At 56.5% G+C, this 24,711-nt stretch carries 24 protein-coding genes and 1 riboswitch; of the genes, 18 read left to right on the forward strand and 6 right to left on the reverse strand.

Going from position 1 to position 24,711, the window contains the following annotated elements; genetic code table 11:
* Positions 1 to 216 precede the first annotated feature (216 nt).
* Positions 217 to 783, reverse strand: a complete 567-nt coding sequence (mntP, locus tag LG385_RS24985) for a manganese efflux pump MntP (protein WP_040259186.1) — start codon at positions 781 to 783, stop codon at positions 217 to 219.
* A gap of 8 nt (positions 784 to 791) precedes the next feature.
* A riboswitch (yybP-ykoY riboswitch) is annotated at positions 792 to 956 on the reverse strand.
* A gap of 212 nt (positions 957 to 1,168) precedes the next feature.
* Here mntP and LG385_RS24990 point away from each other — a divergent pair.
* The gene (locus LG385_RS24990) at positions 1,169 to 1,495 is read left to right on the forward strand and encodes a four-helix bundle copper-binding protein (protein ID WP_181118285.1); all 327 of its coding nucleotides are present in this window, start codon (positions 1,169 to 1,171) and stop codon (positions 1,493 to 1,495) included.
* 439 nt (positions 1,496 to 1,934) lie between these two features.
* On the opposite strand, the gene LG385_RS24995 is transcribed toward LG385_RS24990, so the two are convergent.
* Positions 1,935 to 2,444 (reverse strand): DUF305 domain-containing protein, encoded by a 510-nt coding sequence (locus LG385_RS24995; protein WP_225776512.1) that lies wholly within the window; start codon positions 2,442 to 2,444, stop codon positions 1,935 to 1,937.
* Between the two features lie 213 nt (positions 2,445 to 2,657).
* On the opposite strand from LG385_RS24995, the gene LG385_RS25000 reads away from it, so the two are divergent.
* The 5 genes from LG385_RS25000 to copD all read left to right on the forward strand — a co-directional run bounded on the left by LG385_RS25000 (position 2,658) and on the right by copD (position 7,153).
* Positions 2,658 to 2,861 carry a co-regulatory protein PtrA N-terminal domain-containing protein gene (locus LG385_RS25000; RefSeq protein WP_181118286.1) on the forward strand — a complete coding sequence of 68 codons (204 nt, stop codon included), beginning with the start codon at positions 2,658 to 2,660 and terminating at the stop codon, positions 2,859 to 2,861.
* A 129-nt stretch (positions 2,862 to 2,990) separates the two neighbouring features.
* The gene (locus tag LG385_RS25005; RefSeq protein ID WP_040259182.1) at positions 2,991 to 4,871 is read left to right on the forward strand and encodes a copper resistance system multicopper oxidase; all 1,881 of its coding nucleotides are present in this window, start codon (positions 2,991 to 2,993) and stop codon (positions 4,869 to 4,871) included.
* Between the two features lie 59 nt (positions 4,872 to 4,930).
* Complete coding sequence (locus LG385_RS25010) at positions 4,931 to 5,770, forward strand: copper resistance protein B (protein ID WP_052469087.1); 840 nt, start codon at positions 4,931 to 4,933, stop codon at positions 5,768 to 5,770.
* Between the two features lie 61 nt (positions 5,771 to 5,831).
* A complete protein-coding gene (gene copC / locus LG385_RS25015; protein ID WP_040259180.1) occupies positions 5,832 to 6,215 on the forward strand; it encodes a copper homeostasis periplasmic binding protein CopC in 384 nt (127 codons plus the stop codon).
* Between the two features lie 2 nt (positions 6,216 to 6,217).
* Positions 6,218 to 7,153 (forward strand): copper homeostasis membrane protein CopD, encoded by a 936-nt coding sequence (copD, locus tag LG385_RS25020; RefSeq protein ID WP_040259179.1) that lies wholly within the window; start codon positions 6,218 to 6,220, stop codon positions 7,151 to 7,153.
* An 86-nt stretch (positions 7,154 to 7,239) separates the two neighbouring features.
* On the opposite strand, the gene LG385_RS25025 is transcribed toward copD, so the two are convergent.
* On the reverse strand, positions 7,240 to 7,686 hold the full coding sequence (locus tag LG385_RS25025) for a DUF411 domain-containing protein (protein ID WP_040259178.1): 447 nt from the start codon (positions 7,684 to 7,686) through the stop codon (positions 7,240 to 7,242).
* Between the two features lie 613 nt (positions 7,687 to 8,299).
* Between LG385_RS25025 and LG385_RS25030 the strand changes: the two genes are divergently transcribed.
* The 3 genes from LG385_RS25030 to LG385_RS25040 are packed head-to-tail and all read left to right on the forward strand — an operon-like array spanning position 8,300 to position 14,153.
* The gene (locus tag LG385_RS25030; protein WP_052469086.1) at positions 8,300 to 9,562 is read left to right on the forward strand and encodes a TolC family protein; all 1,263 of its coding nucleotides are present in this window, start codon (positions 8,300 to 8,302) and stop codon (positions 9,560 to 9,562) included.
* Positions 9,559 to 11,013 (forward strand): efflux RND transporter periplasmic adaptor subunit, encoded by a 1,455-nt coding sequence (locus LG385_RS25035; protein WP_181118287.1) that lies wholly within the window; start codon positions 9,559 to 9,561, stop codon positions 11,011 to 11,013. Before LG385_RS25030 ends, LG385_RS25035 begins: the two co-directional genes overlap by 4 nt.
* The gene (locus LG385_RS25040; RefSeq protein WP_040259176.1) at positions 11,010 to 14,153 is read left to right on the forward strand and encodes an efflux RND transporter permease subunit; all 3,144 of its coding nucleotides are present in this window, start codon (positions 11,010 to 11,012) and stop codon (positions 14,151 to 14,153) included. Before LG385_RS25035 ends, LG385_RS25040 begins: the two co-directional genes overlap by 4 nt.
* Before the next feature lie 87 nt (positions 14,154 to 14,240).
* Here LG385_RS25040 and cueR read toward each other — a convergent pair whose 3' ends face one another.
* Both cueR and LG385_RS25050 read right to left on the reverse strand, forming a co-directional pair.
* Positions 14,241 to 14,639 carry a Cu(I)-responsive transcriptional regulator gene (gene cueR, locus LG385_RS25045; protein ID WP_040259175.1) on the reverse strand — a complete coding sequence of 133 codons (399 nt, stop codon included), beginning with the start codon at positions 14,637 to 14,639 and terminating at the stop codon, positions 14,241 to 14,243.
* On the reverse strand, positions 14,636 to 17,020 hold the full coding sequence (locus LG385_RS25050) for a heavy metal translocating P-type ATPase (protein ID WP_040259174.1): 2,385 nt from the start codon (positions 17,018 to 17,020) through the stop codon (positions 14,636 to 14,638). The genes cueR and LG385_RS25050 overlap by 4 nt, the downstream gene beginning before the upstream one ends.
* 157 nt (positions 17,021 to 17,177) lie before the next feature.
* Here LG385_RS25050 and LG385_RS25055 point away from each other — a divergent pair, with 157 nt between their 5' ends.
* The 5 genes from LG385_RS25055 (at position 17,178) to LG385_RS25075 (ending at position 20,981) form a co-directional block, all read left to right on the forward strand.
* On the forward strand, positions 17,178 to 17,375 hold the full coding sequence (locus LG385_RS25055; protein ID WP_040259173.1) for a heavy-metal-associated domain-containing protein: 198 nt from the start codon (positions 17,178 to 17,180) through the stop codon (positions 17,373 to 17,375).
* Positions 17,376 to 17,606: 231 nt separating this feature from the next.
* On the forward strand, positions 17,607 to 18,290 hold the full coding sequence (locus LG385_RS25060; RefSeq protein ID WP_040259172.1) for a heavy metal response regulator transcription factor: 684 nt from the start codon (positions 17,607 to 17,609) through the stop codon (positions 18,288 to 18,290).
* The gene (locus LG385_RS25065; protein WP_040259171.1) at positions 18,287 to 19,660 is read left to right on the forward strand and encodes a heavy metal sensor histidine kinase; all 1,374 of its coding nucleotides are present in this window, start codon (positions 18,287 to 18,289) and stop codon (positions 19,658 to 19,660) included. Before LG385_RS25060 ends, LG385_RS25065 begins: the two co-directional genes overlap by 4 nt.
* Positions 19,661 to 19,740: 80 nt before the next feature.
* Complete coding sequence (locus LG385_RS25070) at positions 19,741 to 20,454, forward strand: TraX family protein (RefSeq protein WP_225776513.1); 714 nt, start codon at positions 19,741 to 19,743, stop codon at positions 20,452 to 20,454.
* Positions 20,455 to 20,624: 170 nt separating this feature from the next.
* Positions 20,625 to 20,981, forward strand: coding sequence for a hypothetical protein (locus LG385_RS25075; protein WP_148485225.1), 357 nt, complete (start codon positions 20,625 to 20,627; stop codon positions 20,979 to 20,981).
* 179 nt (positions 20,982 to 21,160) lie between these two features.
* On the opposite strand, the gene LG385_RS25080 is transcribed toward LG385_RS25075, so the two are convergent.
* A complete protein-coding gene (locus tag LG385_RS25080) occupies positions 21,161 to 22,123 on the reverse strand; it encodes a tyrosine-type recombinase/integrase (RefSeq protein ID WP_225776514.1) in 963 nt (320 codons plus the stop codon).
* A 259-nt stretch (positions 22,124 to 22,382) separates the two neighbouring features.
* Here LG385_RS25080 and LG385_RS25565 point away from each other — a divergent pair, with 259 nt between their 5' ends.
* The 4 genes from LG385_RS25565 to LG385_RS25095 all read left to right on the forward strand — a co-directional run bounded on the left by LG385_RS25565 (position 22,383) and on the right by LG385_RS25095 (position 24,675).
* Positions 22,383 to 22,670 carry a hypothetical protein gene (locus tag LG385_RS25565; protein ID WP_318781430.1) on the forward strand — a complete coding sequence of 96 codons (288 nt, stop codon included), beginning with the start codon at positions 22,383 to 22,385 and terminating at the stop codon, positions 22,668 to 22,670.
* A gap of 51 nt (positions 22,671 to 22,721) precedes the next feature.
* Positions 22,722 to 23,138 carry a hypothetical protein gene (locus LG385_RS25085; RefSeq protein ID WP_225776515.1) on the forward strand — a complete coding sequence of 139 codons (417 nt, stop codon included), beginning with the start codon at positions 22,722 to 22,724 and terminating at the stop codon, positions 23,136 to 23,138.
* Positions 23,139 to 23,650: 512 nt separating this feature from the next.
* Positions 23,651 to 24,340: a ParA family protein gene (locus LG385_RS25090; protein ID WP_225776516.1), complete on the forward strand. Its 690-nt coding sequence runs from the start codon at positions 23,651 to 23,653 to the stop codon at positions 24,338 to 24,340.
* Entirely contained in the window at positions 24,337 to 24,675 is a 339-nt protein-coding gene (locus LG385_RS25095) for a stability/partitioning determinant (RefSeq protein ID WP_225776517.1), read from the forward strand. The genes LG385_RS25090 and LG385_RS25095 overlap by 4 nt, the downstream gene beginning before the upstream one ends.
* Positions 24,676 to 24,711: the final 36 nt, after the last annotated feature.

Genomic DNA, 24,711 nt, shown 5'->3' on the forward strand with positions numbered 1-24,711 from the left:
TGAAGGGCCGCTTGCGGGTAGTTACGCCTGAGGCCAAGGAACAGGGTTACCGCCCTATGGCATTGCTTACGATCGGGCTATGACCCGGCTGCAGGTAGTGCTTTGCGCAGGTGACACAGCCAGGGTTTTCCACGATGGAGTCGCATAAGTCTTTATGTCGCTATCCGAAGGGAGGATCGCACCACACCATCATGAGCTGTCGTGCGTGGCTATTCGTCACACCGCGGACAAGTGCTCATAAAGGATGGTCGACCCAACCGCCATCAGCACTACACCCCCGATGATCTCAGCTCGTTTACCCACGACCGTTCCCAGCACGCGGCCCAGCATCATGCCGACCGTGACCATCACCGTCGTGGCCACACCGATAGCCGAGGCGGCAACCAGGACGTTCACATTGACGAAGGCCAAGCCAACCCCGACGGCTAAGGCGTCAATACTCGTGGCAACGGCCGTCGCGGCCAGGATGAAAAACGAGTGCTGGTTGGGCTTCTCTTCCTCGGCTTCCTCGTGCTTGAGGCCGTTGTAGATCATGTGCACGCCCAGCGCCAACAGGAGGAAGAAGGCGATCCAGTGGTCCCAGTTTTCAACGTATTGGGCAGCGGCTTGCCCGATGACCCAACCTACCAGGGGGGTGATCGATTCAATCACGCCAAAGATAAGGCCGGTGCGCAGCGCTTCGGCAAAGCGTGGTTTATGGAGGCTTGCGCCCTTGCCAATGGCCGCTGCGAAAGCGTCCGTGGACATCGCCAGGGCAAGGAACAGAAGGGAAATGGGGCTCACGGTTAACGTCCAGTCGGGCTTTGAGTCAACGACACAACCACACGCCCGACTTCAGGCATGGATGCATCGTCGGTCTCGCCAACCAGAGGGTGTTCGTGCCACGGCATGCTGCCGAGAATGTTGACACGAACGCTCTATACCAGGTCTAGAGCAGGCTACTCCCCGACAAGGGGCGCCACTATAGCGGCGTGAATGTAAAAAAGCATCAATAGGATCTGCCGGTTACCCATCACCCGATGGCGCGCGCGGACCTCAAGCCCAACCTTACAGAAACGTAATTAAACTCTAGAAACCCCTACCACCAGGCTGAGTCGGACCTCATGTGCCTTGGAAAAAGGCCTTGGATGTAAACGCGAGAATCGACCGTCAACCTCGGAGATAACTCATGAACGGTGGTTATGATGATTGCATTGAGGAATGCCTGCGCTGCGCCCTAGCCTGTGAGCGCTGCGCTTCAGCCTGCTTGCAAGAGCAAGATGTTCAAATGATGGCTAACTGCATAAAGCTGGACAGGGACTGCGCCGATATGTGCAAGCTCGCGGCGAGCCTGATGGCGCGCCAGAGTCCCCTAGCGAAGGAATTCTGTGCCCTTTGCGCGAAGGCCTGCAAAGCTTGTGGTGAGGAGTGCGGCAAGCATGACGCTGACCATTGCCAGAATTGCGCCAAGGCCTGCCACGCCTGCGCCCAGGCCTGCGAGGCCATGGCGGCTTGAGTTCCGGTCCCGGCAAGGAGCATAAAGACCACGGAAGGGTTGCCGAGCCGACAGCGCGCGCCAGCATTACGGGCGATCAGGACGTAGAGCGTCAGGATGAAGGCCGTTCTGTCACCACAGGCTTGCATCAATAGTCGGCGCGGCAGCAGTTCTATGGCACGGTACTGCTATCGCGACCGGCAAATCGTAGGCACAAAAAAACCGCCTTAGGAGGGCGGTTTTTGCCTCGAAGCCGGTCAGTCTTGCGCATTGGGTGGATACAAAAATCTGGTAAATGCGTATGAGTTCCAAGCCACCACCTCGACCTTGATTCATTCCTGTAAGGAGGGTCGAGGAAGCCGCTTGGTGTCAAAGCCGAGGTGATTTTTTATGCATTTCAGCCGCTCTGCTCGCGCTGACCCGCTAAAAAAATCACCATGCTGCGAAAAACCAGTCATCGTCAGTGTTTGCCCAGCCAGGATTTTAGTTCCGCAATACTTTTGCTTTGCTCTTGTATATTTTTTTCAGCCATCTGTTTAATAGCAGGATCTTGAGTATTTTTAAGCACAATCCTGGACATGTCGATGGCGCCTTGATGATGTTCGACCATCATCTGAGCCCAGCTTTTCGACGGGTCAGGCGCCATACCACTCATCATCCCTTTATTCATCTTCTCCATCGCTTGCTTGTATTCTGTGGACGCACCTCCACCCGTCGTGACCGAAGCCATATTGTCAGCACCGCCTTTCTCATTAAAAGCAGCATGAGAATCGTTGTTATCAGCGAACGACAAAGGAACTGAACTTAAAAAAAGAATACTTGTAAGAGCGACACCGCTTAGATGCTTATTAAGCATAGTAGACCTCTTGGCGAGCGTTATTCGATTGATATTTGTATCGGCTTCGGCAGTAAGAATATCCGACGTCTTCGGAAGGGTAGCTAAGAAAAGGGCGCTGGTAGGGTTTGCCACGATTACATTTCTGTAAGGTTTACGCGAAAAAAGCGCAGCCGTTGAAGCTGACCATTTCGTCTCAGTGGGCCAAGCGCTGGTTATAGCTGTCCAAACTGTAATCTTCCCCTCAGCTGTCTGAAAGGTACAGACCCTTAATATTGCCTCAGCGCCAAACGCGCTCCACCTGAACGGGCTAACCCTTACCGGGTACCTTGAACTGAGGATTTACCTATGAATGCTGTCAAAATTCTTCTCGTTACCCTCGCGCTGGGCGCATCTTCCTTGGCACTTGCCGAAGGTGGGAGTGAGCGGGTATCTGCTCGCATGGCCGAAGCTCGTGAGACGGCCATGACCGCCCATAACGCTAAAGCCGCTTCGCAGGAGGCTCCGGAAGTGGCGCAAGAAGGGCCAGAAACGAAGCCAAAGCATTGCTAACCGCTCTGGCAAGCTTACAGAAATGTAATCGCCGTGTTGGTTAGGCTGTGCCACTCTTTGAGACGAATTCGTCCAAGTATTGTTTTCAAGCGCAACCGCAGTAGATTTTTCTAACTATCAGGCAGATATATGCAATCGAAAACGTCGCGACGCACTTTCGTCAAGGGCCTGACGGCCATGGGGGTTCTAGGTGGCCTGGGTCTCTGGCGAAACCCGTCGTGGGCGCTTTCAGGGCCTGGTCAACTGAACACGCTTACCGGCACTGATTTTGATCTTTCAATCGGTGAGATGCCTGTAAACATCACCGGCAAACCGCGTACGGCAATGGTTATTAACGGTGGGCTTCCGGGGCCCCTATTGCGCTGGAAAGAAGGCGATACTGTAACCCTTAGGGTGCGCAACAAGCTGCGCGATCACACATCGATCCATTGGCACGGTATTATTTTGCCCCCCAATATGGACGGTGTACCAGGACTAAGCTTCGCCGGCATCGAGCCGGACGGGATGTACGTTTATAAAATCCACGTCAAGCAGAATGGCACTTACTGGTACCACAGCCATTCCGGTTTCCAAGAGCAAGCCGGGGTTTATGGGCCATTGGTGATTGAAGCCAAGGATCCCGAGCCTTTTACGTATGATCGCGACTATGTGGTGATGCTGACTGATTGGACTGACGAAGACCCCGCTTCGTTGATGCGAAAGCTGAAAAAACAATCGGATTACTACAATTATAACAAGCGCACGGTTGGCGATTTTATCGAGGATGTCCACAAGCAAGGCTGGTCAGCGACCGTGGCTGACCGAAAAATGTGGGCTGAAATGAAGATGAACCCCACTGACCTGGCCGATGTGAGCGGGGCTACCTACACCTATCTCCTGAATGGCCACGCGCCGAACACGAACTGGACGGGCGTTTTCCGCCCGGGTGAAAAGATTCGGCTTCGCTTCATTAATGGCTCCTCCATGACGTATTTCGACATGCGTATCCCTGGCCTGAAAATGACGGTGGTCGCCTCGGATGGGCAATACGTAAAGCCAGTCACCGTTGACGAGCTGCGCATCGCGGTTGCCGAGACCTATGACGTCATTGTTGAGCCTACCGAGCAGGCTTACACCTTGTTTGCTCAGTCGATGGACCGTACTGGTTTCGCACGCGGCACCCTGGCGGTTCGTGAAGGCCTCGTAGCGCCCGTACCGTCGCTTGATCCTCGGCCACTGGTGACCATGGCCGACATGGGTATGGGCGGTATGGATCACGGTTCGATGGGCGACATGGGCAGCATGGAAGGCATGGAAGGCATGGATCACGGCGCCATGGGCGCAGGTGACATGCAGGGCATGAACAGTATGTCTGGCGTACCCATGCAGGGCATGGACGGCGGGCAGATGCAGGGCATGGACCATAGCAAAATGGCAGGCATGGACCATGGGGCCATGGGAGACATGGCCGGCATGGCGGGAATGTCAGGCATGGGTGACATGCCGATGCAAGCCCACCCGGTTACCGAGAAGGACAATCCCTTGGTTGACATGCAGGCCATGAGTCCTACGCCAAAATTGGATGATCCCGGATTAGGCCTGCGCAATAACGGTCGTCGGGTGCTTACCTATTCCGACCTGCGAAGCACCTTTGAAGACCCGGACGGCCGAGAGCCCGGGCGAACGATCGAGCTGCACCTCACAGGCCATATGGAAAAATTCGCCTGGTCATTCAATGGGGTCAAGTTCGCCGATGCTGAGCCCCTGCGATTGAAATATGGCGAGCGAGTGCGCGTGGTCCTGGTAAACGACACCATGATGACCCACCCCATTCACCTGCACGGGATGTGGAGCGACCTCGAGGACGAGAACGGCAATTTCATGGTGCGCAAGCACACGATTGACATGCCTCCTGGCTCCAAACGCAGTTATCGAGTCACCGCGGATGCGCTAGGCCGTTGGGCCTATCACTGCCACCTCCTGTTCCACATGGAGATGGGCATGTTCCGTGAAGTCCGGGTAGAGGAATAACAGGTATGGACACATTACTAACGCGTAATGGGGTGCGTCTGGCGGTCACGGCAAGTCTGATGCTGGCCCCATTTGCCTATGCGGCAGCGGAGGACACCATGCAGGGGATGGATCACAGCCAGATGCAGGACATGGATGACTCCATGACGGGCATGGCCTCGTCCCCCCAAAAGCCTGCTCCGACTCAGAGCCGTACGCCCATTCCAGCGATTAACGCAGCGGACCGCGCCGCCGTTTATAAATCGGACGCCGGCCACACGGTGCATGATGAGTCGGTCAACTACATGCTTCTGTTCGATCAGCTTGAATGGCAGGACGCTGACAGCGGCAGTGCGCTGAACTGGGATTTCACCGGCTGGGCTGGTGGCGACATCGACAGACTGTGGGTGCGCTCGGAAGGTGAGCGGCTCAATGGCAAAACCGAAGAAGCGGAAGTTCAGGCCCTGTGGGGCCATGCCGTTGGCCCCTGGTGGGATGTTGTGACAGGCGTTCGCCAGGATTTCAAGCCAGGAGATCCACAGACCTGGGCCGCTTTTGGTCTCCAAGGTCTGGCGCTGTACAACTTCGAAGCCGAGGCTACGGTCTTTGTTGGCGAAGGTGGCCAAACAGCCATGCGGCTTGAAGGTGACTACGACATCCTTCTGACCAATCGACTCATCCTGCAGCCTACTGCCGAGGTCAATTTCTACGGCAAGAATGACCCACAGAGGGGTACCGGTGCGGGTCTGGCCGAGAGTGAAGTCGGCGTACGACTGCGCTACGAAATCCGCCGCGAGTTTGCCCCCTACATCGGTGTGACCTGGAACCGGTCATATGGGAACACGGCCGATTATGCCCGCGACGAGGGTGAGGATCGTAGTGAAGCCCGCCTGGTCCTCGGCGTGCGCCTGTGGTTCTAACCGCTACATTCACCCAATAATTACCCCCAATCGAACAGCCATCCGCTGTGAGGAGCGTTTTATGTCTCTCTTGAAGTCCACAGGTATCGCCACCCTTCTGGCTGCCGGCATGCTGGCAAGCGCCCTGGCTCAAGCCCATCCGAAGCTTGTGTCTTCCACGCCTGCGCAAGGGGCCGATGGTGCTGCGCCGGAGAAGGTCGAGCTTCATTTCTCGGAGAACTTGGTCACTCAGTTTTCCGGTGCCAAGCTGATCATGACGGACATGCCTGGCATGCCTAATTCCCCCATGCCGGTAAAAGCAAGCGTGGCCGCTGGCAGCGATCCTAAGACGATGGTCATTACCCCAGCGTCGCCGCTCACAACGGGCAGCTATAAGGTGGAATGGCGCGCGGTCTCGTCCGATACCCATCCCATTACAGGCAACGTCACCTTCAAGGTGAAATAAGCATGGCCGACCCACTCAGCATCGCGCTTCGTTTTGCGCTTTATACCGACCTGATGGTGTTGTTTGGCTTGGCCCTTTTCGGTCTGTACAGCTTGAGGGGAACGGAGCGCCAGTCAGGCGCGGTGCTGAACTTCAAGCTATTACTCACCGGGACAGCCGTGCTGGGAGCGTTGCTGTCCCTTGCCGCGCTGTTGCAGATGGCTAAAGCCATGAGTGGTGCTACTGAGTGGGAGGAGCTTTTCCCTCATGTCAAAATGATGCTGGCAGAAACCGAGGTGGGTTTTTCCTGGGACGTACGCATGGCGGCCCTTGCCATGATAGCGGTCGCTGGCCTGCTAACCAGCCGCAGCCCGACAGGCAGTCTTTGGGTGGTCACAGCACTCAGCGGGGTTGCCTTGGCCACACTGGCCTGGACAGGCCACGGTGCTATGGACGAAGGAAGTCGCCGTTTCTGGCATTTTGCGACCGACATCGTGCATTTGTTTGCCGCAGGCGGCTGGGTAGGTGCTCTGGTCGCCTTTGCCTTACTGCTGCGAGCTAAAAAGGTAGATAACCACGGTTCTGTGAAGATCTTGGCGCGGACGCTGACCGGCTTTGAATCGGCAGGTGGTGTCATCGTCGCGACCATCCTGGTCACAGGGATAGTCAACTACCTGTTCATCGTTGGCCCCCAGTTGGACAGCCTGGCTGATACCACGTACGGGTGGTTGCTGATGGCTAAACTGGTGCTGTTTGCGGCAATGATTGGTTTGGCCTCGTTGAACCGCTTTCGGCTCAGCCCTCACCTTGAGCATTCCATTGGGCACGGGGACTACACCGGGGCCGCCAAGGCCTTGCGTTGGAGTATGGCCACAGAGCTTGCTGCAGCAGTCGTTGTTCTTGGGCTGATCGCCTGGCTGGGTACGCTGAGCCCGGAGGTGGACATGGCGATGCAATAGTTGCCCTACTGGCTGTGCATTAAGCCTGGCTCAGCCTCCAAGAAGAACCAGGCGGCTCCTCCTGAGGAGCCGCCTGTATGGAAGCCTTAGGGCCTGGCGTCATACGTTGCGACCGTTTCCTGCTGTCCGGCAACAGTCACCCCAATGACCTTGTAAGCGTGCCGGGCAGTGCCGTGCTCCATGCCCGGCGAACCCAGCGGCATGCCGGGGACCGCAATCCCCACCAGGTCAGTACGTTTGCTCAGCGCTTTGAGCTGTTCTGCCGGCACATGCCCTTCCACAAAGCGACCGTTGATGACGGCGGTATGGCACGAGCGCAGCCCCTGTGGCACACCAAGCTGCCCCTTCACAGCCGCCATGTCTTGCTCCACCTGGTCATTTACCGTGAAGCCCTCAGCCTCCAAATGTTTGATCCAGCCTTTGCAGCACCCGCAATTGGCATCACGGTGGACATCGACCTTAAGCGTCTCCGCCGCCTGAGTGGTACCGGCGATAAGCAGGGTCGCCAAGGTCATGATTGTCTTTCTTTTCATCGTTGCTCCTGATTGAAGCCAGGCCCTTTGGCAAGAGGCTGCTCGAATAGTCACCTGGAATGGAATAGCCCAAGGATATCTTCCAAGCTGCCACGACCCCATTACAATGCTGTAAGCAAGGCGCGCCATAGCTGGCCCAGCAAGCGTTTCGCTCTATAATCAGCCTCGGTGACAGCCAATGGTTTGGCTCGCTTCATGGAATCCTATGGCTCGCGTGGTTTTCGTACTTGCTCTTATTCTAAGTCTTCTTCTCCCCGCTTATGGCCAGGGTGGCGGGCCGCTGCCAGCGGAGCCATGTCCAATGCAAGCAGTCCAAAAGCGCGCTCAGACACCGTGTGCGGATATGGAGAAAAAGGTCAAGGATAGCCAGACAGCGCCATGCAAATGGGGACAGGATTGCAAAACCAGCTCTCTGATCAGCCTGTTCATCCTACAAATCCCAAAGCCGGGCCCCCTGCCGGTTCACGCCTGCGTAGCTAGGCCAGCGCCTCAAGAGGCCTTCGCTACGCCTTGGCGTCCACCACGCTTCGTGTAATTCCTTTGTCCGAACGCATTACCAACGGCGCAATACCGCTGGGGCTGCGTATACATTGGTTTCGCATGGAGGCAGGTCATGCCTGTTCGTCCCGCTTTTGCCGCTGGCATACCCAGCGCGCTTGCACTCTTGCTGCTTGTAACTGCGGCGCAGCCGGCCCTGGCTGACGCCCTTACTTTCGATTATGCGCTGAAGCTGGCAGAGACAATGGCCCCTGAAAATCTAGCCAGGGCCGCTCAGGTCGCGTCGGCAAATGCCGCCATTCGCCCCGCTGATGCGCTACCTGATCCCAAGCTCTTTCTGGGCATCGACAACTTGCCCGTAGAAGGGCAGCAGCGCTACTCATTGGACGACGACTCAATGACGATGCGTCGGATCGGGGTTATGCAAGAGGTTCCTAACAGCGACAAGCGCCGTGCACGGCGCCATTCGGCTGAAGCCTTCGCTGAGCTTGCGCAAGCCGAGCAGCGCCAGGCTCTGATCAAGGTCAAGCAGGACGTTGCCGCCAGTTGGCTGAGGCTCTTTTATGCTCAGCAACGCTTTTCCGCTTTTGATGACCTGTTGAAACAGCTCAACCTACAACGCTCTACGGTACCTGCGCTGATTGCCGGGGGAACAGCAAAGCCTGCTGATGCTGTGGCGCTCGAACAGGAGACGTTGGACCTTGAAGACAGGCGCGATCAGCTGATCAGTGATGTAGCCGGCGCCAGGGCGCAACTGCGCCAGTTCCTGGGTGCGCAAGGTGACCAACCCTTGGCTGGGTCGGCGCCTGTATTGGAGTGGTCAGCTACTCATAGCCAGCATGGGCTGGCCCATCATCCCGATATCCAGGCCGCCGCCGCTCGGGTCGGTGAGGCCAAGGCCGAGCTGGGCGAAGCAGTCGCCGAGAAAAAGCCCGACTGGGGCGTGGAGCTTGGTTATGGCAACCGCGACAAGCGATTCGGCGATATGGTCAGCCTACAGGTGACGTTCGACCTTCCACTGTTCACCGGGGCCAGGCAAGGGCCGCGAATCACATCAAGGGAAAAGAACCTCTCGCGCATGGAGCAAGAACAGGAAGTGATGCTACGCAGTCACCAGATGGAGTTGGAATCGGGGCTGGCTGAACAGGATCGCTTACGTGCGGTACTCAGGCGAAGCACCGAGAGCGCTATACCGCTGGCCCAGCGTAGGTTCTCCTTGGAAATGGCAGCTTACAAGGCTGGCAGCGCTGACATCGGCACGGTCGTTTCTGCGCGCCGGCAGCTGATTGAAGCGACTTTGCGCAAGGTCGGGTTGGAGGAAGAGCTGTCGGTTCTGACCGCCAAACTCTTCTTTGCCTACGCGGAGGGCGCGCAATGAAGGGCTCATACGTGATGGGTACGTTGTCCGCCGCCTGCCTGGTAGGCGTGGGGGCTCTGCTTGGCTTTTGGCTCGGCACGGCAAGCGAATCGACAGCTGTCGAACCTGGCACTACCACGACCCAAGCGCGCAAGGCGCTGTATTGGTATGACCCCATGAAGCCAGACCAGCATTTTGATAAGCCTGGTCGATCGCCGTTCATGGACATGGCCCTGGTTCCAAAATACGCCGATGAGCAAGCGTCAACATCCTTGGGACTGGCGGCAGGAACAGTGCAAAGCCTGGGTGTTCGAACCGTGCGGGTGCAACGGGGGGCATTGCCATCAAGCATTGATGCCGCCGGCACTTTGGGATACAGCCAGCGGGAGCTGGCCACGGTCCAGGCCCGTGCCGACGCCTACGTTGATAAGGTCTACGGCCGGGCTCCGGGCGACGTATTAGCCGCCGGCACACCGCTTGTAGACCTGCTCATCCCTCAGTGGTCCGCGGCGCAGCTTGAATACCTGGCTGTAAAACAGACCGGAGACTCTCAGCTCACTGCCGCTGCGAAAGAACGCCTTCGCTTGCTGGGAATGCCCGGATCCACCATTGCAGCTGTAGACCGCACCGGCCGAGCGGCTGCCGTACAAACCATCGTGATGCCCATCGCCGGTGAGCTGCTGACCCTCGACGCCAAGGCCGGAATGGCTATCTCCAAAGGCCAGGACCTGGCTCGGATCAATGGGCTTTCGAGGGTATGGCTGGACATCTCCGTACCTGAGGCTCTGACATCCAGTGTGGCGGTGGGCAACCCCATTTCTGCCTTTTTCGTCGCCTGGCCTGGCCAAGCTATACAGGGAAAGATCATTTCCATGTTGCCCTCCGCTGACAGCGCAACGCGGACGGTCACGGTGCGCGCTGAACTACCCAATGCCAACGGGAAGCTTCGTCCAGGCATGTACGCTCAGGTTCGCCTGCAGGGTGAAGAGCAGCCCTCTGTACTCCTAGCCCCGAGCGAAGCCGTAATCCGCAGCGGTAAGCGGTCCTTCGTCATGGTTGCGTTACCCGAGGGGCGATATCGACCGCAGGTGGTCGAACTGGGCAAAGAATCTGGGGGGCAAGCAGAAATCATCAAGGGCCTGACCGAAGGAGATGAGGTAGTCAGTTCAGGGCAATTTTTGCTTGATTCGGAAGCGAGCCTCCAAGGCCTGCTCGCGCGTGGGGGGCCCTCCGAGGGAGCACAATGGCACACAAGTACGGGTCAGATCATTGACCTGGACAGCGAGACCGTCACACTGGCCCATGGCCCGTTCCAAAGTCTTGGCATGCCCGGCATGACCATGACCTTCCCACTGGCGAGGCCGGACGTGGCTAAAGGGCTCAAGGTGGGTGATCACGTCGCCATTGGAATTTCCCAAAGCGACGCTGGGCTTATCGTTGAACAGCTCTCCAAGCAGGAGACTGGCCAATGATTCGCCGGCTGATCTACTGGTCTATCGCCAACCGATTCCTGGTGTTGCTAGCTACGCTCGTCGTGGTAGCCGCAGGGCTCTGGGCCGTGCGCAACACACCACTGGACGCGCTGCCTGATTTGTCTGATACCCAAGTCATCATTCGAACCAGCTATCCCGGTCAGGCTCCACAGCTTGTGGAGAATCAGGTGACCTACCCTCTGACCACGATGATGCTTTCGGTGCCAGGCGCAAGGACGGTCCGAGGTTACTCGTTCTTTGGCGACTCGTTTGTCTATGTGCTCTTTGAAGACGGGACTGACCTGTACTGGGCGCGATCAAGGGTGTTGGAGTACCTCAGCCAAGCGCAGGCGCGCATGCCAAAAGGCGTTACGCCTAGTCTGGGGCCTGATGCAACGGGCGTGGGTTGGATTTACCAATATGCGCTCGTTGACCGCTCGGGTAGCCACGACCTCGCTCAGTTACGGTCGATCCAGGACTGGTTCCTTCGGTACGAGCTCAAGTCCCTCCCTAACGTGGCTGAAGTCGCGACAATCGGCGGCATGGTCAAACAGTACCAGGTGGTACTCGATCCCCTGAAGCTGGCAGCGTACGGAGTAACCCAACAGGAAGTGACCCAGGCCATCCAGGGCGCCAACCAGGAAGCGGGTGGTGCGGTATTGGAGATGGCCGAAAGGGAATACATGGTCAGGGCGTCCGGCTATCTGGAAAGCCTGGAGGACTTCAAAAACATTCCTCTTCGGACCTCTCGCAATGGCATCCCGGTGTTGCTCGGGCAAGTTGCCAATATCCAGCTTGGGCCTGAAATGCGGCGCGGCGTTGCTGAGCTGGACGGCAGAGGTGAGGTTGTGGGCGGGGTCATTCTTTTGCGCTCCGGCAAAAATGCACACGATACCCTGATTGCCATTAGGGAGAAGCTGGAACACTTGCGCACCAGCCTGCCGGCTGGGGTTGAAATAGTCACGACCTATGACCGCTCACAGCTTATCGATCGCGCCATCAGCAATCTGGGTTTCAAGCTGCTTGAAGAATTTGGGGTGGTCGCGCTGGTCTGCCTAGTCTTCCTCTGGCACGTACGTTCCTCGCTGGTGGCCATCGTGACCTTGCCCCTGGGCATCTTGGTTGCCTTTCTTGTGATGCACTACCAGGGCGTCAATGCCAACATCATGTCACTGGGGGGGATTGCGATTGCCATCGGGGCGATGGTCGATGCTGCAGTAGTGATGATCGAAAATGCGCACAAACACATCGAGGCGTGGCAACAGCAGCATCCTGGAGAGCCGCTGGAAGGCCAGGCTCACTGGCACGTAATCGCTCAAGCCGCTGCCGAGATCGGGCCGGCTGTGTTTTTCAGCCTGCTGGTGATTACGTTGTCTTTCTTGCCTGTTTTCACGCTACAGGCCCAGGAAGGCAAGCTATTTGGGCCTCTGGCCTTCACCAAGACCTATGCAATGGCAGGCGCGGCAGGGCTCTCGGTGACGCTGGTCCCCGTGCTGATGGGTTACTGGATCCGGGGAAGGATTCCATCCGAGCATCAGAACCCTCTCAACCGCGGGCTGATCGCGGTGTACCGCCCGGCAATCGACACGGTTCTGGCGTGGCCAAAACTCACCTTGCTTATCGCCGCCCTGGTGTTTTTCTCGACGCTTTTGCCTTTAAGCCGACTGGGGGGAGAGTTTCTTCCTCAAATGGATGAAGGCGATTTGCTGTACATGCCATCGGCCTTGCCTGGTTTATCGGCCAGCAAGGCGAGCCAGCTCCTCCAGCTTACTGACCGAATGATCCTCTCAGTTCCTGAAGTGGAGCGGGTATTCGGCAAGGCGGGACGTGCGGATTCAGCTACCGATCCTGCGCCGTTGGAAATGTTCGAGACTACTGTACGGTTCAAGCCCAGGGAGCAATGGCGAGCCGGGATGACCCCTGAAAAGCTGATCGAGGCGCTGGACAAGGCGGTACAGGTCCCAGGCCTCTCGAACATTTGGGTGCCCCCCATTCGCAACCGCATCGACATGCTTGCCACGGGCGTTAAAAGCCCGGTGGGGATCAAGGTGGCCGGCACCTCGCTTGCGCAGATAGACCAGGCAACTCAACAGATCGAGGCCGTGGCCAAGCAAGTCGCCGGTGTCCAATCCGCACTGGCGGAACGGCTGACAGGAGGACGCTACGTAGACGTACGTATCAATCGCCAGGCCGCAGCGCGTTATGGCATGAATATCAGCGAGGTGCAGGCAGTGGTTTCTGGTGCCATTGGCGGAAGCAACATCGGCGAAGTCGTGGAGGGGCTCGCCAGATACCCTATAAACCTGCGCTACGGGCGCGAATGGCGAGATACGGCACAGGCGCTAAAAGGGCTCCCCGTCGTCACCAGCAGCGGCCAGCAAATTACCCTATCGATGGTGGCAGATGTCAGCATCACCGACGGCCCACCGATGCTGCGTAGCGAAAATGGCCGGCTTTCGGGTTGGGTCTATGTGGACGTGCGTGGGCGCGACCTTGCCACGACAGTGAAAGAGCTTCAGACACAGATAGCATCCAGAGTCCAACTGGCTCCCGGCCTCACTGTCTCGTACTCGGGTCAGTTCGAGTACCTGGAGCGGGCAAACCAGCGCCTGCTGTGGGTGATACCGGCTACCCTGGCGATCATTTTCGTGTTGCTGTACTTCACCTTCGGTACGGCCAGCGAGGCGCTACTCATCATGGCGACGCTGCCTTTTGCGTTGTCCGGCGGAATCTGGCTGTTGTATGTCCTGGGCTATAACCTGTCCATCGCTACAGGCGTGGGCTTCATCGCCCTTGCCGGCGTTTCTGCCGAGTTTGGCGTCATCATGCTGGTGTACCTGCGCAGCGCCTGGTCGCCCCGCCTCGCAGCAGGACATGGAACCGAGCAGGATTTGACAGAAGCTATCAAGGAAGGCGCAGTGCTCAGGGTGAGGCCCAAGGCGATGACGGTGGCCGTGATCATCGCGGGGCTGCTGCCCATACTCTGGGGGTCAGGGGCCGGTTCGGAGATCATGAAGCGAATAGCAGCACCGATGATAGGGGGTATGCTTACCGCACCGCTGCTATCGATGCTACTGATTCCAACATGCTATTTCCTCCTCCAGGCTCACCGTATTCGAGCGCGACGATTAAAGATCTGAGTACCTGAACGTACCCTGATTCGTAGGTACCGCAAGTGCAGGGCGCCTGGCTTAACACGCTGGCTGGCCTGACATCAGGGCTTTGCGCTATTTGCCCTCGACTCCGGCCAGCGAGTCGAGAATGGCGCAGGTAGAATCGTTGTTGCCCTGGCATTCATTGATCAAGGCCTGCAGCGTATCGCGCAGGCTGATGAACTCCTCGATTTTGCGGTTCAAGTCCTGCACATGAGCATTGGCCAGCGCTTTTACGTCGGCACTGGCACGGTGTCGGTCGCGTTGCAGTTCGAGCAGGGTGCCGACTTCCTCCAAGGAAAAGCCCAGGTCTCGAGCACGTTTGAGAAAAGCCAGGGTATCCAGATCGGCAGGCCGGTACTGGCGATAACCGCTTGCTGTTCGTATGGCAGGCTCAAGCAAACCAATGCTTTCGTAATAGCGCAGCATCTTGGGCGTCAGCCCACTGGCGTGTGCAGCTTGGCTGATGTTCAGGGTGTGTCCTCCAATGCCGGTTGCCAGCGTTTGAGCAGCAGGGCATTGCTCACCACGCTTACGCTTGAAAAGGCCATGGCTGCGCCGGCAAAAACCGGATCGAGCAGACCGAACGCTGCCAATGGGATGCCGATCACGTTATAGACGAAGGCCCAGAACAGATTTTGGCGGATTTTGCGGTAGGTGCACCGGGCGATATCCAGCGCTGCCGGTACAAGTCGTGGATCACTGCGCAGTAGGGTGATTCCGGCAGCATGCATGGCCACATCGGTACCGCTGCCCATGGCAATGCCGACATCGGCAGCCGCCAGGGCGGGCGCATCATTGATACCGTCGCCGACCATGGCCACCCGTGTGCCCTTCGCCTTGAGGCCTGCAACGACGGCCGCCTTTTCGGCCGGCAGTACCTGGGCATGAATGTTCTCAATGCCCGTCTGAGCAGCGACCTGCCGGGCACTGCTCCAGGTATCCCCGGTAATCAAATGGCTGCTGATCTGACGTGCTGCCAAGGCCGCTACAGCCTGCTGGGCGCCAGGCTTAAGCGCATCGCCAAACGCGAGCAAGGCCAGCACCCTGGGCGCAGCGCCCAGCTCGATCAACCAGGACAAGGTCCGGCCTTCGGCGTCCCATTGCTGAGCGTGTTCAGCTAACGCGCCTGGCTCGAGCCCTAGCTCTTCAAGCCATCGGCCATTGCCCAAGGCAAGCTGCCGGCCTTCGACAGAGCCTTGGACACCACGACCAGACAGCGCACGGACGCTGTCAGCCACTGGGGTATCAAGGTCGCGTTCACTACAGGCCGCCAGAACAGCACGACCCAGGGGATGTTCACTACCTCGTTGCAAGCGGCCCGCCAGCGCCAAGGCTTCCGCTTCGGGGATCGAAGCTACCGCTATATGCACCAGATGGGGCTCCCCTGAGGTCAGGGTACCGGTTTTGTCAAAGGCCACCGCTTGCACGGCATGGGCGACTTCCAGGGTTTGTGCATCCTTGATCAGGATGCCGTGACGTGCCGCAACGCCGGTGCCTGCCATGATTGCAGTTGGAGTGGCCAAGCCCAAGGCACAAGGGCAGGCAATGACCAGTACGGCTACCGCGTTGATCAGCGCCGTCTCCCAGCCGCTCCCTGCCAGCAGCCAGCCCACAAGCGTTAACAGGGCAATGCCGAGCACCACCGGCACGAAAATTTCGCTGACCTTGTCCACCAGGCGTTGGATGGGTGCCTTGGCCGCCTGCGCGTCTTCAACCAGACGAATGATCCGCGCCAGTACGCTCTCTCCCCCAAGGGCTGTGACCTGGACGATCAGCATGCCTTCACCGTTGATGGAGCCACCAATGACCTTGTCGCCGGCTTGTTTGGCCACCGGGCGGCTCTCGCCACTGATCAGGGCTTCGTCCGCATGGCTGTCGCCTGTCTCAATGAGGCCATCCACCGGGATGCGCTCGCCGGGCCTGACCCGTACGCGTTCTTTCAGGCGTAAGTCAGCCACCGCAACCTCCTGCTCACGGCCATCAGCTTCCAGACGTAGGGCGCGCTCGGGCCTTAACCCCTGAAGCGCACGTATGGCTTCACCGGTCTGCCGCTTGGCCCGGCTTTCAAGGTATTTGCCCAGACGGACCAGGCCAATCACGACAGCTGCAGCTTCTAGATAAAGGTGGGGGAACTGGCCGGGCACAGCGGTCGCGGCTTGGTAGACGCTCAAGCCATAAGCAGCGCTGGTCCCCAGGGCGACGAGTAAATCCATATTGCCAGTGCGGGCCCGTAGCGCTTTCCAGGCTGCGCGGTAAAAACGGGCACCGAGCAGGAATTGCACCGGTGTGGCCAAAGCGAACTGAAGCCACACCGGCAACATGATGTGAATGCCTAACGGTTGCAGCAGCATGGGCAGCACGAGCGGAGCGGCCAGCAGCAAGGCTGCGATCAACGCCCAGCGCTCCTGTGTGAGTCGAGTATTTTCAGCGGCTGGGACCTTGGTAGTGGGAGGTTGAGCCTGGTAGCCCGCGTCCCTTACGGCGGCGATCAAGGCCTGCACAGACGTGCCTGCTACGGCAGTGACATGGGCCTGTTCGGTGGCTAGATTGACGCTGACCTCGCCCACGCCGGGCACTTTGCGCAAGGCCCGTTCGACACGGTTAACGCAACTGGCACAGGTCATGCCGGTGATGCTCAATACGAGGGTTTCGTCCGGGACTCCATAGCCGGCGCGGGTAATCGCCTCACGTAAAGCCGGCATGGCGTCCTGCGGCGCTTCAATTCGGGCTTGCTCGTTGGCCAGATTCACACTGGCTTCCTGTACGCCGGCCACTTTCTTCAGCGCACGCTCCACGCGACCGGCACACGCGGCGCAGGTCATCCCTTGGATAGGTAGATTAAATTCAGCCATGGCGGATTCCTCGCTATCAATGCGTAGAGGATCAACCTTGACCTCATGTAAAGGTCAACCTCCAACCGCGCCTAACGCTTCAGAACAGAAGAGGCTTGACCTTGACCTCATGTCAACGTTGAAAGTAGCGCTGCCCCCCATGATTTGGAGACACGCTATGTATCAGTTCAACGTGCAAGGCATGAATTGCGGTCATTGTGTCAAATCGATCACCGCAGCGGTCACTGCTTTGGATAGTGAGGCCGCGGTCGATGTGGACTTGGAAAGCCGTACCGTACAGGTTCAAAGCCGCCAGCCAGCGCAGGCCCTGCTCGAAGCAATCCAGGAAAAAGGCTATCCCGCTGAGCTTGCCTGATTCCTGTCCTTCCCTTGGGTTCAGGCTTTCCTAAGACGGTTCTTTGCAAAAGAAACGGCGCCTGGACAGGCGCCGGAGACCAAGGAGCGGAGGTCTTTGAAGGGAGCTGAGCCCAGACTAGCCCTTGGCAGCTGACGTGCACCTGATTTGCCGATTACATTTGTGTAAGGTGGCACCAAACCTATCGGTTTGTCGGCAGACTAAACCTCATCTGTAAATGAGGTTGCTGTCATGAAACTGTTGGTGGCTGAAGACGAACCTAAAACCGGCATGTATCTGCAGCAAGGCTTGATGGAAGCTGGATTTAGCGTAGATCGGGTAATGACCGGTACCGAGGCACTAAACCAGGCACTAAGCGAAGCCTATGACCTGCTTATTCTCGATGTGATGATGCCAGGCCTCGATGGCTGGGCAGTCGTCAAGAGCGTGCGCGACGCTGGCCAGTCTGTCCCCGTGCTGTTTCTCACGGCACGAGACGGCGTCGATGACCGGGTGAAAGGGCTTGAATTGGGAGCTGATGACTACCTGATAAAGCCTTTTGCCTTCTCCGAACTATTGGCACGTGTGCGAAGCCTGTTGCGTCGGGGCAGTACTGCCCAGACCCAGACAACCATGCAGATAGGTGATCTTCAGGTGGATTTGCTCAAGCGCAGGGCCACCCGCTCAGGCAAGCGAATTGACCTCACCGCAAAAGAATTTGCCCTCCTCGAACTGCTTATGCGCAGACGGGGCGAAGTGCTACCAAAGTCGCTCATTGCCTCTCAGGTCTGGGACATGAATTTCGACAGCGACACGAACGTGATCGAAGTGGCGATCCGAAGGCTGCGCGCCAAGATCGATGACGGTTTTGAAACCAAGCTGATTCATACCTCGCGTGGCATGGGCTATATGCTCGACACTCAGGAAGACGTATGAAGCGTGGGTCATTGACGCTGCGCTTGAGCATCATGTTCGTGGTTTCAGTCGTAGCCGTGCTGGTAGTAGCGGGCACCGCTTTCAACGAGCTGAGCAGACATCACTTCAGAGCCCTGGATAAACAAGCGCTCGTCGAGAAGCTTGAAGCCACACGGCTAATCCTTAACAGCAGTGAAAGCGCAGAAGCCCCATCAGGTATTCAGCTGCAGTTACGCGCCTTACTGAGCGCACACCCTGACCTATCGGCATTAGTCCTGGCATCAGACGGGTCCGTTGTTTTCTCAGCCCCGCCTGACCTTGAGCTTCCGTCTCTGGATGACGGTAAATTGCGCGATGACGTCTGGGAATGGGGGCATGGTCACCATCTCTACCGTGGTTTGACCGCCAAAGTGGTGCAAACAGCCCGAGGGCAAACCTTCACGGTCTGGTTAATCCTGGACGTAACTACCCACATGCATTTTTTTGCGCTATTGCAATGGTGGTTCGGTGTGGTTTTGCTAGGCAGCGCAGTATTGAGCGCCCTCCTCGGCTGGCTGGTGGCCAAAAGCGGCTTGAAACCGGTCGCTCAGGTAACGCAGGTCGCAGCCTCGATGTCGGCAGGCTCGCTGAAAAGTAGAATACCGCTTGAGCCGGTGCCGGATGAGCTACGGGAGCTGATAGTTGCGTTCAACTCCATGCTCGCGAGGCTCGAAGAGTCGTTTGTCAGGCTCTCCAATTTTTCTGCGGACATTGCCCATGAGTTGCGGACCCCGCTTAGCAATCTCAGGACCCACGCTGAGGTGATCCTGGCCAAAAAGCGCACGCCCGATGCTTACGAAGAAAATCTGTTCTCGAACCTGGAGGAGCTTAACCGACTTTCCACCATCATCGATGGCATGCTTTTTCTGGCCAAGTCGGACAACGGTTTGGTATTGCCAAACGCCTCGTCATTCGAGTTAAGCGACGCGGTAAAAAAACTCTTTGGCTACTATGAGCTCCTAGCTGAAGATAATGGTGTGAATCTATTCCTAGAAGGACAGGGTAAAGTAGTTGCGGATGCGGTCATGGTGGACCGGGTTGTGTCGAATCTTCTTTCAAATGCCCTGCGCTACGCCCCGGCGGGAACGACTATAAAGGTTAATATCCGCAGCGATGAGAGCACGATTCAGCTAGCGGTCCAAAATGCTGGACCGGCAATATCTGCAGAGCATGTTGAGCGTATTTTTGATCGTTTTTATCGGGTTGATCCAGCAAGAAGGGAAGGGTCAGGAAATTCTGGGTTGGGCCTTGCCATTGCCCGATCGTTGATGCAAGCGCACGGTGGTCAAATATCCTGTAAATCAAACGAACATATGACTACGTTTACACTCGTGTTCCCTCGGAACAATTGATTCAGTTTAAGCCACAGCCAGCGATGCTCATGTAAATATTGAAATAGATACCAGTAATTGCTACAGCTATAAGGGATCATATGGAACATGGGGGCCGCAATTCTGCTCAAGACCTCATAAAATGGCTTGCCATGGCCAGTATGCTGGTTGATCACCTCCGGTATCTTTTCCCAAAAGCTGAGGTTCTTTTTATTCTTGGACGGTTCGCGTTTCCATTTTTTTCGTTAGCAATGGCAATAAATATCGCGCGGGCACCGAGCGATTCCATGATTACGGACGCCAATAGCCGCTATCTTATATGGCTGATAGTATTCACTGTCATTTCAGAAATCCCCTATCGGTGGCTTGACTGGTCCTCCAGCACTACGAATATCATGCCGACACTCATGCTTGGCCTGCTAGTCGCCTGGGGGATTCACTATCGCTCAAAGCCCTCTTTGTTTCTGTCCATAGGCGTTACGTTACTGGCTGTGGCTCTTAACTCCTCTCTGATGTACGGAGTCTATGGCGTACTGTTGCCAGGAATATTCCTTATGGCCCTCAAATATAAATCCTGTTGGCCCCTTATCGCAGCATTGGTGTGTGTGGCGGCAAACAATCGTAATGTGTGGGTAATAAGGGGAGATGCACACGGGTTTGTCCGGGTCATCTGGATAGCCGCTTTTCTTGCTCCGCTGGTTGGCTTATATTTGGCCAATATTAGTTTAGGATTTCGAGTATGGCGTGTTGGCCGTTGGGGCTATTTCTTCTATCCTGCGCATCTGTTGGCGATAAAGCTGATAAAAATTCTGTAGTGGACGCGCATGGACTGCAAGTTAAATGCTGTCGGCCAGGAACGCACAGCGTGCAATGTTGACTAGAGTCAGATAGATAAAATACGGTGCGGTTAGACTTTAAATTGAAAGCCTGTTTTGTTTTAGGTAGTATGTCAAGGATACATGATAACTACTTTAGGGAGAAGATGATGCCGCCTTTGACTTCAAATCAGTGCGATAGCTTTGCCCAGCATATGAGCGATCCCTACGTGTTGTACCAACAACGAATCCGTTATTTTATCTATGCGTGCAAAGAACAGCTTTTCGGTCAGCATCGAGTAGGCATTGTCAAGCGTCTCGATCAGATCTTAGCGGTCGCTGTGCTTCAAAAGCAAGAATGGCACGACAGCATGAAGTTGGTTCTTTCGCAGGCCGTCGAACTAAACGCACTTCATAGTAGTGATCATGAGTTCTTCTTGTCGCACCTGGGTCGCTGCACGCCGGGCAAAAACGACAGGCCGCCTGCCCGTCAGTATCGTCGTGTTGGTCAGCCCCGCGCTTACTGACCAGTGCCTTAGCCAGTCCCGACATCGAGGACTGGCTCCACCAGTTCCTCGTTAAGCCTCCCCTCCCCTCCCCCGCTGCTCTCATTAAATAGTTACCTTGTCAATGGGTTTGGGCCTTAACGGCTATTTATTTTCGGCGCTCAGTTCAAGGTTGCACCTATGTATGATAATGCCCTGTATCAGTACTTCACCTTGTAGGTAGGCGAGTCCTCCGGCCGGTTCTGCCGGCGATCATAGATCCGCGTGGTACTGATGTTGGCGTGTCCCAACCAGGCTTGGACCTTGGCAATGTCGGCCTCATGCTCAAGGGCGTTGGTTGCCGCTGTAGCGCGCAGGCCATGTACGCCCAGGCCGTCTACCTTGATGCCTGCTTTTTTCGCATAGGCTTCGACCAGCTTATAGATGCCATCCGCCGTGATGCCGCCTCGGTCAACAGGACCGCGCAGGGGTAGGAAAAGCGGGCCTTTCGGCGCGACCAGGTGATGCCCGGAACGCTCTAGGTAATCATGGATGCGGTCCGCCGCTACGGGGTGTAAAGGTAGATACCGCACCTTGCCGCCTTTGCCGTGGACCAGCAAATGCTTGATACCGCGGCGTTCCAGGATATCGCTCACCGTCAGCTGCGCCGCTTCCTCCCGGCGCAGCCCGTGGTACAGCAGTACCGCGAGCAGTGCGCGGTCTCTCAGCCCTTTCAAGGTGGCCATGTCCGGCGCATCGAGCAGCGCCTTGGCCTGGTGATCGCCCAGCGCTGGTGTCTTGCCTTCGTTGGTTTCGATCCTGGGCCGTTTTACCCCATGCACGGGATTACCGCCGGCGACGGCGTTGCATTCCAGCAGGTGGTCGAACAGGCTGGCCAGCGCTGCGAGTTTGCGCCGGATGGTCGCTCCGGCCAGGCCCCGTTGTTCCAGCTGGGCACGCCAGGCCAGGACGTGGGCACGGTTCACCACGCGAAACTCTTCTGCAGTGGTCAATCCTATAAAGGAAGAGAAATCCGCCAGGTCGTTCTGGTACGCACGGCGCGTGCGCGGGTTATCAATGTTCGCAACCCATTCGACCGCCGCTGGTACCGTGGCCAGGTGCTGAAACTCGACCGCCGTCAACCGGCGTTCGCCCGCCTCCTGGTGCGCTATTAGCTTCCCCATCTCCCCTGCCCTCCCCAAATCGACCCAAACGCCATGCTAACCGAAAACTCTTGATAACCTATTTTATCAATAGTTTTAGGGCCACGCCTATGGATGGGCATTTTTTGAGCAGCAAAGACCAAGAATCATGCACTAGGCGCATTGTGCCTAGAAAAGCCTTGACCGCTAGGCGCAATGCGCCTAGTATGGATCCTGTTGGTGGCGAGCACAAAGCCACTCGACTCTGAGGGGGCTAGTCACGCCGCCAGCGGAGAACGAGATGAAACTAGCTGCGGTGGCGACCATCCAGACGAACTTTCCAGAGGCACATTTTTGGTTAGTTCGTCGGGGCTCAGCAGAACGGTGTGGCGAGGTAAGCCGAGTGTTCAACCCTGAACACATCGGAATCCGAGTTGATCGAACCGACCTGTTGTTACCTGACTACCTGTTTTATGCCCTGGCTCATGTACATCAGACAGGGCATTGGAAACAGCTAGCCACAGGGACGTTGAGTCTGGTCAATATCCGTGTTTCAGACGTTCGAAGCATCGAGCTGTCACCACGGTGAAGAAGGGGCCGAAAGGCCCCAGCTTCTTAGGTACCACCGAAGGAATCAGATATGAAGCTAGAGATACCCCTGCCTTCTATAGAGGAGCAGCAAAGAATAGTTTTCGAGGCCGCTACAACGGCGGCTATCGAACAGCTGAAAGCAAACCTGGATGCCCCCCGGTGTCAGGGCCAAACGGAGGTGGACGAGAGCACGCTGGGTCGTGCTCATCTTTTGCGTGAGCATGAAGGCTGGGAGGCGCCTTCCCCGGACATAGTGGGGGCGTATTTCCGGCATTTCCAAGGCCACTTTCCCGAATACGGCACAGATGGAAGGCTGGCAACGCTGCTAGGCGTGTCGTCAGATCGTCGCGTGCGTGACTATAAACAGGGCGTCAGGAAAGTCCCCTACGGTGTCTGGAGGCGCTTTCTGGTGCTTACGGGACGTGTGCCCCAGGACATCCTCCCAGTGCTTGCCTTTATGGCATAAGTCGAACAGACGAGGTGCTGAGGCGTGGCTGCAACCACCCCCAGCGCGGAACACACTCATCCCGATCAGGTACAAATATGCTCGACCGTGACTATACCACGCCCGCCGAATCGCTCTTGGCTTTGCCCTTAAATGACCTAGGTAATCCTCATTACCTGGCATCGCTAATCGCATTTGCAGGCAGTGATGCGCCGCCCTGCGTGGCCGAGGCTTTAGCCCGGTTTACTGGGTGGAAATGCTTAGTGTCCCTGCTAACCATAGCCAAGATATCGTGCGATATCGGTTGCTATTGGATGCTATCGTATTGTTGCGCAGCTATTGATATCATACGATATCGCACGCTATCATAATTATCATATCTAGCGATATCGATTGATATCATTTTCAATCTGCTCTAAGCTCAGCTGGCGATAGGACGCGCTATCGCACGATAACTTTTTGCGATATCGAACGATAGCGCATGCTATCGTACCTGTTCGGTCCTATCGTCGCTGCTTTGAATTGAGGTGCCTATGCCTACAGTCCCGTTCATTTGCCCTAAAGGGGGGGTGGGCAAAACAACCACCTGCCTTACTGTTGCTCTGCAATTTGCCAAAAACGGTGCAGATGTCACTATCATTGATGCCGACCCAAATACACCAATGATGAAATGGGCAAAAGGGGGGTACTGCCCGGCGAATTTGCATATTATTTCGGATGTCACCGAAAACAATATAGCAAGCAAAATTAGAGAAGCAGCAAAAAATGATCCTTTTGTCTTTGTCGATCTAGAAGGAACGGCAGCTAAAATAGTCGTTCATGCGCTGCAAGAATCAGACTTTGTAATAGTACCAATGCGCGGCTCATACCTCGATGCTGAAGAAGCGTCCAAAGCCATAGAGTTAATCCATGACCAAGAGCTTTCTGTAAGACGCCACGCACCTGGATATAGACTGCCACACGCAATACTTTTTACAGGAACACCAGCCGCTTACACTACGCGGACTACCGCAAGCTTAAGGGGAAGTCTTTTAGACCAGGGCGTAACCGTATTTGCTTCTGAAATGTGCGAGCGAGATGCATTCAGGGCAATGTTTACGTTTAAACGGCCTTTGGAAGACCTCGATAGTAGCCAAGTACCTGGTTTAGACACAGCATTGATCAATGCTCAAGCCGTATCTGGGGAAGTGCTAGCCCTGCTAGAAAGAGAGTTGAAGCTATGACAGAGTCAAACAGGCCCGATCCGTTTGCTAATTTGAAAAAATTCAAACCCAAAGATGAAGATGCTAACGTAACGATAGCGAGCGATATCGACGCGATAGCGCAAGCTAACAACTGGCCGTCGCGTGAGCCAGTAAGGCCCCAGGAGCCCGAAGGTGCTAGGCGACGTCCTTTTGGGAAGTCAGCGGAGCCCCCGAAGGTACAGTTCAATATCCGTGTGGACGAAGACGATAAGGAACGGTTCTACCGCATTGCCGAACAGAAGGGAATCAACAAGCTAGGTGTACTGTTCAAACAATGTTTGGATGCGTTAGAAGCTTCTGAAGGAAAAAAATAATTATTCTGGTAGCGCCTACGTATATTCTCGAAGGCG

Source organism: Pseudomonas sp. Marseille-Q5115 (assembly GCF_916618905.1).
GTDB lineage: Bacteria > Pseudomonadota > Gammaproteobacteria > Pseudomonadales > Pseudomonadaceae > Aquipseudomonas > Aquipseudomonas japonica_A.

Excerpts from the sequence above, each read along its gene's own strand:
- copC (WP_040259180.1), top strand. The coding sequence starts at position 5,832 with ATGTCTCTCTTGAAGTCCACAGGTATCGCCACCCTTCTGGCTGCCGGC.
- LG385_RS25025 (WP_040259178.1), bottom strand. The coding sequence starts at position 7,686 with ATGAAAAGAAAGACAATCATGACCTTGGCGACCCTGCTTATCGCCGGT.
- LG385_RS25085 (WP_225776515.1), top strand. The coding sequence starts at position 22,722 with ATGAAGCTAGAGATACCCCTGCCTTCTATAGAGGAGCAGCAAAGAATA.
- LG385_RS25060 (WP_040259172.1), top strand. The coding sequence starts at position 17,607 with ATGAAACTGTTGGTGGCTGAAGACGAACCTAAAACCGGCATGTATCTG.
- LG385_RS25565 (WP_318781430.1), top strand. The coding sequence starts at position 22,383 with ATGAAACTAGCTGCGGTGGCGACCATCCAGACGAACTTTCCAGAGGCA.
- LG385_RS25055 (WP_040259173.1), top strand. The coding sequence starts at position 17,178 with ATGTATCAGTTCAACGTGCAAGGCATGAATTGCGGTCATTGTGTCAAA.
- LG385_RS25075 (WP_148485225.1), top strand. The coding sequence starts at position 20,625 with ATGCCGCCTTTGACTTCAAATCAGTGCGATAGCTTTGCCCAGCATATG.
- LG385_RS24990 (WP_181118285.1), top strand. The coding sequence starts at position 1,169 with ATGAACGGTGGTTATGATGATTGCATTGAGGAATGCCTGCGCTGCGCC.
- LG385_RS25030 (WP_052469086.1), top strand. The coding sequence starts at position 8,300 with ATGCCTGTTCGTCCCGCTTTTGCCGCTGGCATACCCAGCGCGCTTGCA.
- LG385_RS25040 (WP_040259176.1), top strand. The coding sequence starts at position 11,010 with ATGATTCGCCGGCTGATCTACTGGTCTATCGCCAACCGATTCCTGGTG.
- LG385_RS25070 (WP_225776513.1), top strand. The coding sequence starts at position 19,741 with ATGGAACATGGGGGCCGCAATTCTGCTCAAGACCTCATAAAATGGCTT.
- LG385_RS25080 (WP_225776514.1), bottom strand. The coding sequence starts at position 22,123 with ATGGGGAAGCTAATAGCGCACCAGGAGGCGGGCGAACGCCGGTTGACG.
- LG385_RS25065 (WP_040259171.1), top strand. The coding sequence starts at position 18,287 with ATGAAGCGTGGGTCATTGACGCTGCGCTTGAGCATCATGTTCGTGGTT.
- LG385_RS25000 (WP_181118286.1), top strand. The coding sequence starts at position 2,658 with ATGAATGCTGTCAAAATTCTTCTCGTTACCCTCGCGCTGGGCGCATCT.
- LG385_RS25010 (WP_052469087.1), top strand. The coding sequence starts at position 4,931 with ATGCTGGCCCCATTTGCCTATGCGGCAGCGGAGGACACCATGCAGGGG.
- copD (WP_040259179.1), top strand. The coding sequence starts at position 6,218 with ATGGCCGACCCACTCAGCATCGCGCTTCGTTTTGCGCTTTATACCGAC.
- LG385_RS25035 (WP_181118287.1), top strand. The coding sequence starts at position 9,559 with ATGAAGGGCTCATACGTGATGGGTACGTTGTCCGCCGCCTGCCTGGTA.
- LG385_RS25095 (WP_225776517.1), top strand. The coding sequence starts at position 24,337 with ATGACAGAGTCAAACAGGCCCGATCCGTTTGCTAATTTGAAAAAATTC.
- LG385_RS25005 (WP_040259182.1), top strand. The coding sequence starts at position 2,991 with ATGCAATCGAAAACGTCGCGACGCACTTTCGTCAAGGGCCTGACGGCC.
- LG385_RS25090 (WP_225776516.1), top strand. The coding sequence starts at position 23,651 with ATGCCTACAGTCCCGTTCATTTGCCCTAAAGGGGGGGTGGGCAAAACA.
- LG385_RS25050 (WP_040259174.1), bottom strand. The coding sequence starts at position 17,020 with ATGGCTGAATTTAATCTACCTATCCAAGGGATGACCTGCGCCGCGTGT.